This window comes from Nocardioides sp. S-1144, from assembly GCF_005954645.2.
In the GTDB taxonomy this organism is placed as follows: Bacteria; Actinomycetota; Actinomycetes; order Propionibacteriales; family Nocardioidaceae; genus Nocardioides; species Nocardioides dongxiaopingii.
The window spans coordinates 4254270-4268845 of the sequence record NZ_CP040695.2 but is presented as its reverse complement, the minus strand read 5'-3'; the positions used below and the strand labels follow the sequence as shown (position 1 = coordinate 4268845).

General features: G+C 76.4%; 12 protein-coding genes. 9 read left to right on the top strand and 3 right to left on the bottom strand.

The window, feature by feature from the left end:
* Positions 1-3 precede the first annotated feature (3 nt).
* Both FE634_RS20105 and FE634_RS20100 read left to right on the top strand, forming a co-directional pair.
* Positions 4-1593: an FAD-binding oxidoreductase gene (locus tag FE634_RS20105; RefSeq protein ID WP_262347505.1), complete on the top strand. Its 1590-nt coding sequence runs from the start codon at positions 4-6 to the stop codon at positions 1591-1593.
* An 11-nt stretch (positions 1594-1604) separates the two neighbouring features.
* Entirely contained in the window at positions 1605-2519 is a 915-nt protein-coding gene (locus FE634_RS20100) for a diacylglycerol kinase family protein (RefSeq protein WP_262347504.1), read from the top strand.
* A gap of 48 nt (positions 2520-2567) precedes the next feature.
* Here the strand turns inward: FE634_RS20100 and FE634_RS20095 are convergent, their stop codons facing one another.
* Entirely contained in the window at positions 2568-3218 is a 651-nt protein-coding gene (locus tag FE634_RS20095) for a pirin family protein (protein ID WP_170981706.1), read from the bottom strand.
* 16 nt (positions 3219-3234) lie between these two features.
* Between FE634_RS20095 and FE634_RS20090 the strand changes: the two genes are divergently transcribed.
* The 5 genes from FE634_RS20090 (at position 3235) to FE634_RS20070 (ending at position 9875) form a co-directional block, all read left to right on the top strand.
* Positions 3235-4611: a GH1 family beta-glucosidase gene (locus FE634_RS20090; RefSeq protein ID WP_262347503.1), complete on the top strand. Its 1377-nt coding sequence runs from the start codon at positions 3235-3237 to the stop codon at positions 4609-4611.
* An 82-nt stretch (positions 4612-4693) separates the two neighbouring features.
* Positions 4694-6370 carry a glycosyltransferase family 2 protein gene (locus FE634_RS20085; RefSeq protein ID WP_148240916.1) on the top strand — a complete coding sequence of 559 codons (1677 nt, stop codon included), beginning with the start codon at positions 4694-4696 and terminating at the stop codon, positions 6368-6370.
* A gap of 5 nt (positions 6371-6375) precedes the next feature.
* Positions 6376-7407 (top strand): sulfotransferase family protein, encoded by a 1032-nt coding sequence (locus FE634_RS20080; RefSeq protein ID WP_262347502.1) that lies wholly within the window; start codon positions 6376-6378, stop codon positions 7405-7407.
* A 13-nt stretch (positions 7408-7420) separates the two neighbouring features.
* On the top strand, positions 7421-8359 hold the full coding sequence (locus FE634_RS20075) for a glycosyltransferase family protein (RefSeq protein ID WP_137295529.1): 939 nt from the start codon (positions 7421-7423) through the stop codon (positions 8357-8359).
* Positions 8352-9875, top strand: coding sequence for a glycosyltransferase family 2 protein (locus FE634_RS20070; RefSeq protein WP_138876917.1), 1524 nt, complete (start codon positions 8352-8354; stop codon positions 9873-9875). The genes FE634_RS20075 and FE634_RS20070 overlap by 8 nt, the downstream gene beginning before the upstream one ends.
* Positions 9876-9884: 9 nt before the next feature.
* Here the strand turns inward: FE634_RS20070 and FE634_RS20065 are convergent, their stop codons facing one another.
* Positions 9885-11198, bottom strand: coding sequence for a UDP-glucose dehydrogenase family protein (locus FE634_RS20065; RefSeq protein WP_262347501.1), 1314 nt, complete (start codon positions 11196-11198; stop codon positions 9885-9887).
* Between the two features lie 10 nt (positions 11199-11208).
* Positions 11209-12384 (bottom strand): MalY/PatB family protein, encoded by a 1176-nt coding sequence (locus tag FE634_RS20060; RefSeq protein WP_138876915.1) that lies wholly within the window; start codon positions 12382-12384, stop codon positions 11209-11211.
* An 87-nt stretch (positions 12385-12471) separates the two neighbouring features.
* Here FE634_RS20060 and FE634_RS20055 point away from each other — a divergent pair, with 87 nt between their 5' ends.
* Together FE634_RS20055 and FE634_RS20050 are read left to right on the top strand one after the other, a co-directional pair.
* Positions 12472-13641 (top strand): CaiB/BaiF CoA transferase family protein, encoded by a 1170-nt coding sequence (locus FE634_RS20055; protein WP_148240915.1) that lies wholly within the window; start codon positions 12472-12474, stop codon positions 13639-13641.
* 43 nt (positions 13642-13684) lie between these two features.
* The gene (locus tag FE634_RS20050) at positions 13685-14572 is read left to right on the top strand and encodes an ABC transporter substrate-binding protein (protein WP_137295524.1); all 888 of its coding nucleotides are present in this window, start codon (positions 13685-13687) and stop codon (positions 14570-14572) included.
* The last annotated feature ends 4 nt before the right edge of the window (positions 14573-14576 follow it).

The following is a 14576-nucleotide window of genomic DNA, read 5'->3' as shown; positions in this document are numbered from 1 at the left end:
CATGTGACTCCCACCGAGATCCCGTTCGTCCAGTCCGAGATGCACCCCACGCGGTGGGGCGCCCCGTCGTCGGCGACCCCGCTCCCCGCGGCGGCGCGCGACCTCGTGGAGCTCGCCTTCGGGCTGGACGAGCAGCCGACCGTGCTCGGCGCCCTGCCGACCTCGGGCCTGGCCGCCGACCTGGTGGCGTCGCTGCGCGCCGTCGTCGGGCCGGAGCACGTCCTGGACGACGACGAGACCCGTCGCCTGCGCACGCGCGGCAAGTCGACGCCCGACCTGGTGCGCGCCCGGGCCGGCGACCTCACCGACGCGCCCGACGTCGTGGTCCGCCCCGGCGACCACGAGCAGGTCGCCGCCGTGCTCGCCTGGGCCGTCGAGCACCACGTCGCCGTCGTCCCCTTCGGTGGCGGGACGTCGGTGACCGGCGGCCTGGTCGCGCGGCGCGAGGGGTACGCCGGGTTGGTCTCGCTCGACCTGGTGCGCCTGAAGCGGCTCCTCGACGTCGACCGCGTCTCGATGACCGCGACGCTCGAGCCGGGCCTGCGCGGCCCGGAGGCCGAGGCGCTCCTCGCCGCCGAGGGCCTGACCCTGGGGCACTACCCGCAGTCGTTCGAGCACGCCACGATCGGCGGCTTCGCCGCCACCCGGTCCAGCGGGCAGTCCAGTGCCGGCTACGGCCGCTTCGACGCGCTCGTCGTCGGGCTGCGGGTCGCGACCCCGCGCGGCGAGGTCGCCCTCGGCAGCGCCCCGGCCAGCGCGGCCGGACCCGACCTGCGCCAGCTGTTCCTCGGCTCGGAAGGGGCCTTCGGGGTCATCACCGCCGTCACGGTGCGGGTCCGCCGCCGGCCCGCGACGGCGACCTACGAGGGGTGGCGCTGGCCGTCCTTCGACGCCGGTGCGGAGGCGATGCGCACCCTCGCGCAGGCCGGCCTGCTGCCGAGCGTGATCCGGCTCTCCGACGAGGACGAGACCGCCCTCAACCTCGCCCACCCCGACGAGGTCGGCGCCGCCCCGGCCGGTGGCTGCCTGATGATCGTCGGGCACGAGGGCGAGCCGGACGTCGTCGCGGCCCGGCGGGCCGCGGTCACCGGCGTCCTCGAGGGGCTCGGCGGCACGCCGCTGGGCGAGGGGCCGGGCGCGGCCTGGGTGCACGGCCGCTTCGACGCGCCGTACCTGCGCGACTCGATGCTCGACGTCGGCGTGCTGGTCGAGACGCTCGAGACCGCCACGTTCTGGTCCCGGCGCGCCGCGCTGCACGCCGCCGTCAAGCAGGCGCTGACCGCCTCGCTCGGCGCCGACGCGATCGTGCTCTGCCACGTCTCGCACGTCTACGAGACCGGCTGCTCGCTCTACTTCACCGTGGCGACCCGGGCCGGCGCCGACCCGCTGCCGCGGTGGCGCGCGGCGAAGGCGGCCGCCAGCGACGCGATCGTGGCGGCCGGCGCGACGATCACCCACCACCACGCCGTCGGCACCGACCACAAGCCGTGGCTGACCCGGGAGATCGGCGAGCTGGGGGCGTCGGTGCTGCGGGCGGTCAAGGCCGACCTCGACCCGACCGGGATCCTCAACCCCGGCGTCCTGGTCCCGTGACCGGCGCCCCGGTGACCCGCTCGTTCGCGTTCCTCGTCAACCCCGCCTCCGGCGGCGGCGCGGCACCGGGCGCGGTGGTCCCGGTGGCCCGCCTGCTCCGTGACGCCGGCGCCAGGGTCGACGTGACCTACTCGCCCGGCCCACGGGCGATGACCGCGCTCGTCGAGGCCGCCGTCGCCCGCGGCGACGTCGTGGTGTCGGTGGGCGGCGACGGGATGCTGTCGTCCCTGGCCGGCGCCGTCGCGACCGCGGGCGGCACGCTCGGGGTGCTGCCGGCCGGGCGCGGCAACGACTTCGCCCGGATGCTCGGTCTCCCCGACGACACCGAGGGCCAGGCCCGCCGGCTCCTCGAGGCCGAGGTGCGCCACGTCGACCTGATCGCCTGGATGCCGCCCGGCGGCCCGCTGCGCCACGTGGCCGGCTCGGTCTACGCCGGGGTCGACGCGCGCGCCGGCGAGATCGTCGACCGCGCCCACCGGCTGCCGCGCTCCCTGCAGTACCCCTACGCCGCGCTCCGGGCCCTGGCCACCTACCGGCCGGCCCGGTTCCGGGTCTCGGTCGACGGAGCCTCCCACGAGTACGCCGCGGCCTGCGTCGTCGTCGCCGGCTCGGCGTACTACGGCAAGGGCATGCGGATCGCCCCGGACGCCGTGCTCGACGACGGCCTGCTCGACGTCGTCGTCATCGAGGCGGCCTCGCGCCCGGCCCTGCTCTGCTCGTTCCCGAAGGTGTACTCCGGCGCCCACGTGCAACTCGACGAGGTCACGGTGCTCCGCGGGCGTCGCGTCGAGCTGGCTGCCGACGCCGGTTCGGGACCGGGCGTCCCGGCCGGGGGCGACGGCGAGCCGCTCGGGACGCTGCCGCCGCTGGGAGGGCCGGCGGCCGTGGCCGAGGTGCTGCCCGGTGCCCTGGCCGTCCTCGGCTGACGGCTGCGCTGCCGGCCGACCGGCCGGCGTGCGAGGGCGGTCAGCGGGTCAGGCGAAGGCCCACACGAGGAGCTCGGTGTCGACGCCGGCGGTGACCTCGTGGGCCGGCTCGTCGGTGAACCGGAACGCGTCGCCCTCCTGGAGCGGCTCGGCGAGCGAGCTGCGCAGCAGCGCGCCGCGGACGACGTAGACGTGCAGGAGCGGCGCGGCCGGGAGGGTGCCGGTCTCCCCGTCGGCGAGCCGGACCACCGTGAGCCGGGCGCCGGGCAGCTCGACCGCCGCGCCGTCGACCGGGGCGTCGAGCACGTCGTAGGAGGCGACGTCGGCCCCGCGGCCGTCCTCGTCGGTGAGCCACGTCTGCACGAAGCGCGTCGGCCGCTCACCCGCCACCTCGCTGTGCTCGGTGCCGTCGCCGGTGCGCAGGACCGCGACGCGCCCGGCGCCGAGCACCGCCGACCCGGTCGGGCCGGTGTGCACGAGCTCGCCGCTGACGACGTGGGTGACGATCACCAGGTTGCTGTGCCGGTGCGTGTCGAAGCCGCGCCCGGGACCGAGCAGGTGGTCGTCGTGACACACCATCGGCCCGAACCGCAGGTTGTCGGGGTCGTACGTCGCGCCGAACGAGAACGAGTGCCGGCTCAGGCGACCCATCTCACGCTCGACGGACCGGCCAGTTCCGCGACGGATCTCCACACTCACGGGCATCATTGTGCCCGTGCCAACCCCCGACACCGGTGGTCGCCCCGAGTCGGACGCCCTGCCCACGCTGCCGCCCGGATTCGTCCTGGGCGTCGCGACCTCTGCCTACCAGGTCGAGGGGGCCACGGCCGAGGACGGGCGCGGCCCCTGCATCTGGGACACGTTCAGCCACCAGGCCGGCCGCATCGTCGACGGCAGCACCGGCGACGTCGCGGCCGACCACTACCACCGCGTGCCCGAGGACGTCGGCCTGCTGCAGCGCCTCGGCGTCGGCGGGTACCGGTTCTCGGTCTCCTGGTCGCGCGTCCTGCCGACCGGTCGCGGCCCGGTCAACGCGGCCGGCCTCGACTTCTACGACCGGATGGTCGACCGCCTGCTCGAGGCCGGGATCTCGCCGATGGCCACGCTCTACCAGTCCGACCTGCCCCAGCACCTCGAGGACGACGGCGGCTGGCTCAACCCGGCGACGGCCCACGCCTTCGCGGAGTACGCCGCGGTGGTCGGCGAGCGGCTCTCCGACCGGGTCGAGTCGTGGGTGCCGATCAACGAGCCGAACGTCGGCGCGATGCTCGGCTACGGGCTCGGCACCCAGGCGCCGGGCTACGCGCTGCACTTCGACGCGCTGCACGTCTGCCACCAGATGCTGCTCGCGCACGGCCACGGCGCGACGGCGCTGCGCTCGGTCGGCGCCCGCTCGGTCGGCTGCGCCAACAACCACGCCCCGATCTGGCCGTCGTCGGAGGATCCCGCCGACGTGGGGGCCAGCAAGCTCTTCGACTCGCTGTGGAACGGGCTGTTCATCGAGCCGATGCTGCTGGGCCGCTACCCCACCGACCTGGAGCCGCTGGTCGAGGAGCTCGTCCAGCCCGGCGACCTCGCGGCCATCCGGGTGCCGCTCGACTTCTACGGCGTCAACTACTACAGCCCGATCCGGATCGCCGCGGCCCCGCAGGACGCGCCGATGCCGTTCGAGGTGCACGAGCTGCTCGGCTACGACCGCACCGACCGCGGGTGGACGATCGTCCCGGACGCCCTGCGCGAGTGGCTGATCACCTTCCGGGCGCGGTTCCGGGCCGCCCTCCCGCCCATCGTGGTCACCGAGTCGGGAGCCGCGTTCAACGGCGAGCCGGACGCCGACGGCGTCGTCGACGACCAGGCCCGGATCGACTACCTCGACCAGCACCTGCGCGCGATCGCGAAGGCCGTCGAGCGGGGCGTCGACGTCCGCGGCTACTACGTGTGGTCGCTGCTGGACTCCTTCGAGTGGACCGAGGGCCTGAGCCAGCGCTACGGCCTCGTGCACGTCGACTTCGACACCCAGACCCGGACGCCGAAGCGCTCCTTCGACTGGTACGCCGCCCTGATCGCGGCCCAGTCCCGCTCGATCGGCTGACCCGCGCGGCACCGCCCGGCCGCCCGGGCGGGTCGCGGCCGGCTCGTGGGCGGCCCGTCGGGCGGGGCCCTACGGTGGGGCCATGCCCGACCGGTCCGTCGTCGACGTCCTCCACGAGGTCCTCGCGGCCGCCCGCCGGCCGGCGCTCGTGGTCACCGACCTCGACCTCGCGCTCCCCGGCGGGGACGTGACCCGGATGGCTCCCGGCGCGGTCAAGCCCGAGGGCCAGTTCCGCACCGTGCTCCTGGTCGCGGCCGACGTCGCCGACCTCCGTCGCCAGGCCCGCCGGGCGCAGGGCGTCGGCTGGGCCCGCGAGGTCGGCGTCGTCGTGGTCGACCCCGGCCCGCGGCCGACCGCGCCCACCCTGCGGACCCACCCGGCCTGGCCGCCGCTGACCTCGGTGGAGACGGGCCCGGGGCACGCCCGGTTCGAGTTCGACCGCCGGCTCGCGGCGGGGCCGGTGCTGGCGGCGCTGGCCCGCGCCGCCGGCGGTGCCCTGGAGGGCCCGCGCGCCGACGACGGCCACCTGGGCGTGCGCGTGCTCCCTCCCGGCACGTCGTACGTCGACCCGGCGGCCAAGCACCCGCCCGACGTCGTCGTCGACCCGCCCGAGGCGCCGGTGGTCGCGGAGGCGACCGGGCGGCGTCCGGTGGTGCTGCGGGCCGCGGAGGCCCCGGAGCCGCTGGACGAGGCCGTCTACCGCCCGACGGGCTTCCGGGGGCGGTGGACCCGACCCGTGGTCGACCTCCCGGCCACGGTCCGGCTCGACCCCGGCCTCGTCGCGGCCCTGCGCGACGCCCAGGGGGTCCGGCCCGCGGCCGGTCACGACCCGCGGCTGGCCGCCGGCCTGGCGATGTGCGGCATCCCGGTGCTCGACGCCCCCGACGGTGTGCCGGAGGACCAGGTGGTGGCCCTCGACGACCCCCTCGGCCGGGAGGAGGTGTCGGTGCGGCTGCGGCGGGCCGCGCTGGCCCGGCACTCCGCGGCCGGACGCCGCGCCGCCCTCGCCGGGCGCGCCGGCGTCCGGGGGGCGGGGGAGCCGTCGGTGAGCGTGCTGGCGGTGGTGCGCCGTCCGGAGCTGCTCGCCCACGCCCTCGCCCAGGTCGCGCGCCAGCGCGGGCACGAGGTCGAGCTGGTGCTGGTGACCCACGGCTTCACCCCCGACGCGGGCCGGGTGCGCGACGCCCTCGGCGGGCCCGGGGGCGTCCTGGCCCACACGGTCGTGACCGCGACCACCGACACCCCGTCCGGCTCGGGCGTGGCGGGCCCGGTCCTCGACGCCGCGACGGGGGCCTCCGGCGACGTCGTCCTCGTGCTCGACGGCCACGACTGGTACGGCCCGGACGTCGTCACCGACCTCCTGCTCGCCCGCCGCTACAGCAGCGCCACCGTGGTCACGATGCCGGCCGAGCTCGGCCACTCCACCTCCGACGACGTCACGTGGCGCCGTCCGACGGCGACCGAGACCTACCTCGGCGCCGACGCGGGTGCCCCCGACCCGACCTACCTGCTCGACCGCAGGCTGCTGCGCCGGCGCCCCGGCGGCCCGCGGGGGGCCGGCGCCGTCGACCCCGTCGAGGCCGTGCGCCGGGACGGCGGCACCGTCTACCGGACCCACGGGCTGGGCCACGTGCGCCGCCACGACGGCGCCCTCCCGGCGCTCGCGGCGGGCTCGCTGCGGCCCGGCTTCCGGCCCAGCTCCCTGCTGGGGGCCCCGCCCGCGCCCGGCGGGCAGCGCCCCGGCGATGGCCTACCCTGAGCGCCGTGGACGACCAGCCGACCCGACGACGCCTGGTGCTCGTGCTCGGCGCGGAGGGCAGCGGCGGTGACGCGCTCGCCGGCGTGCTGCGCACCCTCGGGATGGGCGCGCCCCAGCGGCGCGCCGACCCCGCGCCCACCGGCGAGGTGCCGCGCTGGGTGGCCGACCTGCACGAGGAGCTGCTCCAGCGCTGCAACGTCGACCCGGTCGACGCCCGCCCCTCGGCCTGGTTCGACACCGGCCGGCTGGCCCACCTCGAGCCGCTGCGCGCCCGGGTGCACCGGTGGCTGGAGGAGCGCCTCGTCGACGACGGCCCCGAGCTCGTGCTGCGCGACCCCCGGCTCGCCTGGTTCGTCGGCGTCTGGCGCTCGGCGGCGCTGCGCTGCGACGCCGACCTGTCCTGCGTCACGGTGCTGCGCCACCCGGCCTCGAGCACCGGGCCCACGCGCGGCGCCGACGACGACCCGGCCGACGTCTCGTCGGTGGCCGGCTGGCTGAACGGCCAGCTCCACGCCGAGCGGGCGACCCGGGGCACCGCGCGCGCCTTCGTGCGCCACGACGACCTCGTCGCCGACTGGACCGTGCCCGTCGCCGCGCTCGGCACCGCGCTCGACCTGCCTGCGGTCCGGGAGGCCGGGGCCAACGACATCCGCGCCGTGCACACCTACCTGCGAGGCGGCGGCCCCACCGCCGGCCGAGCCTGGGACGACGTCGACCTCCCCGCCGGGCTCCGCGACCTCGCCGACCGGGCGTGGGACGCCCTCGGTGGCCTCGTGGAGACCCCGGACGACGCCGACCTGCTGGCCCGGCTCGACGAGGTGCGCGCCGACTACACCACGACCTACGACCAGGCGGCCGCGCTGACGTGGTCGAGCAGCCGGGCCGCCCACCGCGCCGGGCTCCGCACCCTCCCGGCGCCCGGGCGCGCCGTGGTCGGGCGGGGCGCCGACCGGGTGCCGCACGGCGTGCGCGCCGCCGTCCCGGCCGGGCTGCGCCGCCGGCTGCGACGGGTGCTCGGCCGACCGGGCACCGTCTGAGGACCGGGCGACGATGCCGACCCCCGGAGCCGACGTCCCGTGCCGCGAGGGCGACCCGACCTACGACGTCCGGTGGCCCTGGAACGCCGGCGCCCCGACCCGGCCGCTGCCGCCCGGGCTCACCTGCGTGTTCCGGGTCCGCGACGAGGCCCGCAACCTGCCGTGGGTGCTGCCGCCGGTGCTCGCGGCCGTCGACCACGTCGTCCTCGTCGACAACCGCTCCGGCGACGGCACCGCCGAGCTCGGCCTGCGCGTGGCGGCCGAGGCCGGTGCCAGCGCGCGCTACACCGCCCTCGACTACCCCTTCGAGGTCAGCCGCGCCGGGCACGAGCACCTGCTCACCCCGCCCGACTCGGTCCACTCGCTCACGCACTTCTACAACTGGTCCTTCAGCCACGTCCGCACCAGCTACTCGATGAAGTGGGACGGCGACATGGTGCTGACCCCCGAGGGCGTCGGCGTGCTCCGCGACCTGTCCTGGCAGCTGCCGGGCAGCGGCGCGGTCGTGCTGGTGCCGCGGCACCCGGTCACCGTCGTCGACGAGCGCGAGGCGTGGATCGACCTGCAGTCGCGCTTCCTCGAGCCCTGGATCTACCCGATGGGGCCCGGGTTCACCTTCGTCAAGGCCTTCGAGTGGGAGGTCCGCGAGTTCCCCGCGACCTCGGAGCGGATCATCGCCCCCGAGGGCCTGTGCATCGAGCTGAAGTGGCTCGACACCGACGAGTTCGCCCACTGGGCCGACGTCGACGCGCTCGAGCAGCGCCGGGTCCGGCGCAAGCAGCGCGAGCGCGAGGTCGTCACGGCGCTGCGGGAGGGGCGCGGCGAGGACGTCGCGCACCTGCACCGCATCGTCGCCCCGCCCGGCGTCCACGTCGTCGACCACGTCGTCGACACCTGGCTGCCCCAGGCCCGGCGGCCGCTGGTCGGCCGCCCCGGACCCCGGGATGGGTGAGCCCGCCGCCCTGCCGGCGCCGGTCCGCCGCTTCCTGGACCGCCCCGGCGGCGGCCACCTGCTCGCGGCGACCAGCGAGCCCGCCACCCACCCGCGGGTCGCCGTGGTCGGCGCGCCCCGCGGCCACACCTGGCCCGCCGGCGTCCTCACCAGCGAGGTCGGCCTGCACGGCGGCGACGGTGCCGTGGCGCTGCTCGGCCGGCCCGAGTGGCCGGCGCTCACGGCCGTCGTCTCGCGCCGGGTCGAGGGCGCCTGGTGGACCGTGCTCCGGTTCGCCGCCCCGGTCGACGTCGCCGCCGTGGTCACCGAGGTCGGCCGCCAGGCCGTGTGGGGCGACCGGGCCGCGAGCGTGGTCCGCACGGTCGGTCCCGACGACGGTGCCGACGACGGCGCCGCCCTCGGTGCCGGTGACGGTCCGGCCGGTCCGGGCCTCCTCGACGAGCGGGTGCTCAACCCGGCCGGGTTCGTCCCCACCGCCGACGGCCCCGTCGTCGACCTGGCCGACGCCGTCGGCCGCGGCGAGGTGACGGCCGCGGTCGTGACCGCCCTCCGCCCGGCGGCCGCGGTCAGGGTCCGCACCTGGGACGCCGCCGCCACCCGCGCCGCCGCGGCCCTCGCCCTGGCCGGCGTCCCGGTGGTGGCGAGCAGCGCCCCCGACGAGCTCGGAGCGGCGCTCCGCGACGCGATCACCGCTCCGGTCGACCTCGCCGACGCCACCGCGCGCGAGGAGCACAGCGTCCTGCTGCGCCGGGCGGCCTTCGACCGCTTCTCGACCCTGGCCCGGCGTTCGGGGGGCGCGCCGGCGCACCCGAGCGTCAGCATCCTGCTCGCCACGCGGCGCGCCGACATGCTCGACTTCGCCCTCGCGCAGGTCGCCCGCCAGCGCGGGGTCGGGTCCCTCGAGCTGGTGCTGGCCCCGCACGGCTTCGACGTCCCGGCCGCCCGCGTGCAGGACGCCGTGGGCCCGGGTGTCGCCGTGCAGGTGCTGCCGCAGCCGGAGACCACGCTGTTCGGCGACGTGCTGCACGCGGCGTCCCGCGCGGCCGGGGGCGACGTCGTGCTCAAGATGGACGACGACGACTGGTACGCCCCCGACGTCGTCGCCGACCTGCTGCGCGCCCGCGCGTGGTCGGGCGCGGAGATGGTCGGGATGCCGGCCGAGCTGCACTACCTCGCCGAGGCCGACCTGACCGCGAAGCGCGGCCACCCGGTCGAGGTCTACACCGCGTTCGTCGCCGGCGGCACGATGATGGTCGACCGGATGGCGCTGCGCGACGCCGGCGGCTTCCGGCCGGTGCGCAAGTGGGTCGACGCCCAGCTCATCGACGCCCTCGACGCGCTGGGTGCGGCGACGTACCGCACCCACGGCCTGGGCTACGTGCTGCGCCGCAACGCGACCGGCCACACCTGGCAGGCCGACCTCGACTACCTGCTCGACCCGTCGCGCACCGTCGCCACCTGGTCGGGCTTCCGGCCGTCGCGGCTGCTCGAGCCCGACCCGCGCTGGACGCCCTGACGACCGGGCCTACCTCGTGCCCAGCCCCCGCGCCTCGAAGCCGGCGGCCCGCCAGGCGGGGAGGTCGAGCAGGTTGCGGCCGTCGAGCAGCCGGCGGTGGGTCATCACGGCGCCGACGTCGGCGGGGTCGACGCTGCGGAACTCGGGCCACTCGGTGAGGTGCAGCAGGACGTCGGCGTCGCGGGCGGCGTCGACGGCCGAGTCGGCGTAGCGCAGGGTGGGGAAGCGCGCGGCCGCGGTGGCCGCCGCCTTCGGGTCGTAGACGGTCACGTGCGCGCCGCCGAGGTGCAGCTGCCCGGCGATGCTGAGCGCGGGGGAGTCGCGGACGTCGTCGGAGTCGGGCTTGAACGCCGCGCCCCACACGCCGATCCGGGCGCCGAGCACCGAGCCGCCGAGCATGCCCTGGACGATCTCGGTGGCGCGGGCCCGCTGACGCTGGTTGATGTCGTCGACCTGGCGCAGGAACGACATCGCGTCCTCGACCCCCAGCTCGCCGGCGCGGTGCACGAAGGCACGGATGTCCTTGGGCAGGCAGCCGCCGCCGAACCCGACGCCGGCGTTGAGGAAGCGCCGCCCGATCCGGACGTCGTGGCCGATCGCGTCCGCGAGCGCGACCACGTCGGCGCCGGCGGCGTCGCAGACCTCGGCGACGGCGTTGATGAAGGAGATCTTGGTCGCGAGGAACGCGTTGGCCGAGACCTTCACGAGCTCGGCGGTGGCGTAGTCGGTGACGACGAACGGCGTCCCGGCCTCGGCCATCGGCGCGTAGAACGCGCGCAGCGCCTGCTCGGCACCCGGCGAGGGGACGCCGAGGACGATCCGGTCGGGCTCGAGGGTGTCCTGGACCGCGAAGCCCTCGCGGAGGAACTCGGGGTTCCAGACCAGCTCGGCGCCGGCGCCGGCCGGGGCCAGCTCGGCCAGCAGCGCGGCCATCCGGGCCGCGGTGCCGACCGGCACGGTCGACTTGCCCACGACGTGGGCCGGGCGCGCGACGTGGGGCGCCAGCGACCGCACCGCCGCCTCGACGTGGGAGACGTCCGCGCCGAGGCTGGAGGCGAGCTGGGGGGTGCCGACGCAGACGAAGTGCAGGTCGGCGAAGGCGCCCGCCTCCGCGTATGAGTCGGTGAAGCGCAGCCGCCCGGTCGCGACGTGCTTGGCCAGCAGGTCCTCGAGCCCGGGCTCGTACATCGGCACGGTGCCGGCGGCCAGCGCCGTCCGCTTCGCGTCGTCGATCTCGACGCCGAGGACCTCGTGGCCGAGCTCGGCCATGCAGGCGGCGTGGGTCGCGCCGAGGTAACCACACCCGATGACGGTGATCTTCACGGCGGTCAGCCTAGGTGGCGCGGGGTGCCACCGCGGAGGCGAGGCGGCGCACGACCTCGGCGAGCCGCTCCGGGCTGGTCGCGAAGTTCAGCCGCACGTGCCCGGTGAGCCCGGGTTGGTAGTCGTGCCCCGGCGCGAGTCGCACCCGCTGCCGCGCGAGCGCGACGGCCGCCGGGTCGTCGTGGCCGTAGGCGCGCAGGTCGATCCAGGCGAGGTAGGTCGCCTCGACCGGTCGCATCCTGGCCAGCGGCAGGTGCTCGGCCAGCAGGGTGACGAGCAGGTCGCGCTGCGCGGTGAGCCGGGCCCGCAGGGCGTCGAGCCACGCGTCGCCCTCGGTGTAGGCCGCGACCGAGGCCTCCACCCCAAGCACCGACCACGAGTCGTTGCGGGCCATCGGCGCCGAGACGAGCGCCTCGTGCAGCCGGTCGGACGCCGTCACCAGCTGGGCGCACTTGAGGCCGGCGACGTTGAAGGCCTTGGACGCCGCCACGACCGCCACGGCGTGCTCGGCGGTGCCCTCGACCGCGAGGTAGGGCACGTGCTCGCGGCCGTCGAGCACCAGCGGCGCGTGGATCTCGTCGGAGACCACGAAGCCGCCGTGGCGCAGGACGACGTCGCGCACCCCCTCCAGCTCGGCACGGGTGAAGACCCGGCCCCACGGGTTGTGCGGCTGCGTGAGGAGCAGCGCGCGGGCGCCGTTCGCGAAGTGGTGGTCGAGCTGGTCGAGGTCGAGCTCGGCCCGCTCGTCGTCGGGGTGGACGACCAGGTCGCGACGCTCGCGGCCGGTGATCGCGGCCATCGCCAGCTGCGGGCTGTAGCCCGGCACCGGCATCACGAGGGCACCGGGCCCCGCGGCCACGTCGAGGGCGAGGCGGACGCCGGCGGTGACGTCGACCGTCGGCACGACGCGCTCCGGGTCGACGTCGTGGCCGAACTGGCGCGCCGCGAACCCGGCGTAGGCCGCGCCGAGCGGGCCGCCCCCGCCGGGGCGGGGGTAGCTGGTCATCCCGGCGTCGACCGCGCGGTGCAGCGCGGCGGTGATCGGCTCGGCGACGGCGTAGTCCATCTCGGCCACCCAGGCCGGCAGCACGTCGGCCTCGACCTCGCCCCACTTGCAGACCAGCGCGGCGCGCGCCTCGTCGTCGGTGAGGTCGCGGACCAGCGCGGTGTCGACGGCGCCGGTCATGCCCGGCAGTCCTCGTGGCTCATGGCGACCACCGTAGGACGCGGACGCTGACAGCGGTACTGGCAGCGTGGGTGGCAGGATCGCGGGATGGTCGACGAGACGAGCGAGATCCAGCTGGGGCAGGGGACCGGGCCGCTGCGCGGCGTCAAGGTCGTCGAGATCGCGGGCCTCGGCCCCGGTCCGCACGCGTGCATGATCCTGGCCGACCTCGGTGCCGACGTGATCCGGGTCGAGCGGCCCGGCCCGCCCGGGCTGGGCGGCGGCCCGGCGATGCTGCTCAACCGCGGCCGTCCCAGCGTCGCGCTCGACCTGAAGAACCCCGACGCCGCGGCCGTCGTCCTGCGCCTGGTCGCCGACGCGGACCTGCTCGTCGAGGGGCTGCGGCCCGGTGTCACCGAGCGCCTCGGCCTCGGGCCCGAGACGTGCCTGGAGGTCAACCCGCGCCTGGTCTACGGCCGGATGACCGGGTGGGGCCAGGAGGGCCCGCTCGCCCAGGCCGCCGGGCACGACATGAACTACGTCGCGATCACCGGCGCCCTGTTCGGGCTCGGCCAGGACCCGGCCCGCCCGCACTTCCCGGCCAACCTGGTCGGCGACTTCGGTGGCGGGTCGACCTACCTCGTCATCGGGCTGCTGGCCGCGCTGCTCGAGTCGAGGGTCTCGGGCCGGGGCCAGGTCGTCGACGCCGCGATCGTCGACGGAACCGCCCACCTCAACGCGATGACCAGTGCCTTCGCCCACGAGCCGCACTACCGCGAGGAGCGGGCCGCCAACCTGCTCGACGGCGGCGTCCCGTACTACGACGTCTACGAGACCGCCGACGGCCGGCACATGAGCGTCGGCGCGCTCGAGCCGCAGTTCTTCGCCACCCTGGTCCGGCTCCTCGGCCTCGAGGGCACCTGCCCGGGACAGACCGACCTGGATCGCTACGACGAGATGCGGCGGCTGTTCACCGACACCTTCGCCGGCCGCACCCAGGCGCAGTGGGTCGAGCTCTTCGAGGGCACCGACGCGTGCGTGGCCGGGATCATCCCCCTCAGCGAGGCCGCCCGGCACCCGCACCTCGCCGCCCGCGGCACCTTCGTCGAGCGCGACGGGCTCACCCAGCCGGCGCCCGCCCCGCGCTTCTCCCGCACCGGGGCGACGCTCACCACGCCGCCGTCGCTGCCCGGCCAGCACACCCGCGCGGCGCTCGCCGCGTGGGGCGTCGACGACGTCGACGGCCTCCTCGAGCGGGGCGTCGCCGTCCAGGTCTGAGGCCGCGGCGGCGGCGGCGGGGGTGCGGCCCTACGATTTCGACATGCACCGTCGCCTCTCGCACGCCGCGCTCCCCGTCCTGCTCACCGCCGCGCTCACCGCGGCCATCACCGCCTGCGCGCCCGCCGAGGACGACGACGCCGCCGACAACGGCAGCGGCGGCACCGGCGAGACCGCGTCCTGCGACGTCGCCGACCTGCCCCTGCTGACCGACGGCACGCTGACGATCGGCACCGACTCCCCGGCCTACGAGCCGTGGTTCGCCGACAACGACCCGACGAACGGCAAGGGCTTCGAGTCCGCCGTGGCCTACGCCGTCGCCGACCGGCTCGGCTTCGCCGCCGACGACGTCACCTGGGTCACGGTGCCGTTCAACAACTCCTACGCCCCGGGCGAGAAGAAGTTCGACTTCGACGTCAACCAGGTCTCGATCAGCCCCGAGCGCGCCCAGGCCGTCGACTTCTCCCGCGGCTACTACACCGCGAGCCAGGCCGTCATCGCCCTCGACGACTCGCCGGTGTCCGACGCGTCCAGCGTCGCCGACCTGGCCGACTACCGCCTCGGCGCCCAGACCGGCACCACGTCGCTCACGGCGATCCGCGACGTGATCCAGCCCGGCGACGACCCGCTCGTCTTCGAGGACACCAACGCCGCCAAGCAGGCCCTGCTCAACGACCAGGTCGACGGGATCGTGGCCGACCTCCCGACCGCGCTCTACATCACCGCGGCCGAGATCCCGAAGGCGAGGATCGTCGGCCAGTTCCAGGTCGCCGAGGACCAGACCGAGCAGTTCGGCCTGCTCTTCGAGAAGGGCAGCGGCCTGGTGCCGTGCGTCGACGAGGCGCTCGACGCCCTCGAGGCCGACGGCACCCTGGCCGACCTCGAGCAGCAGTGGATCCCGGCCGCCACGGCCGTCCCCGAGCTCCCGTGAACGA

Coding starts and splice junctions, on each gene's coding strand:
- FE634_RS20075 (WP_137295529.1), top strand. CDS start 7,421: ATGCCGACCCCCGGAGCCGACGTCCCGTGCCGCGAGGGCGACCCGACC.
- FE634_RS20060 (WP_138876915.1), bottom strand. CDS start 12,384: ATGACCGGCGCCGTCGACACCGCGCTGGTCCGCGACCTCACCGACGAC.
- FE634_RS20050 (WP_137295524.1), top strand. CDS start 13,685: ATGCACCGTCGCCTCTCGCACGCCGCGCTCCCCGTCCTGCTCACCGCC.
- FE634_RS20085 (WP_148240916.1), top strand. CDS start 4,694: ATGCCCGACCGGTCCGTCGTCGACGTCCTCCACGAGGTCCTCGCGGCC.
- FE634_RS20055 (WP_148240915.1), top strand. CDS start 12,472: ATGGTCGACGAGACGAGCGAGATCCAGCTGGGGCAGGGGACCGGGCCG.
- FE634_RS20070 (WP_138876917.1), top strand. CDS start 8,352: ATGGGTGAGCCCGCCGCCCTGCCGGCGCCGGTCCGCCGCTTCCTGGAC.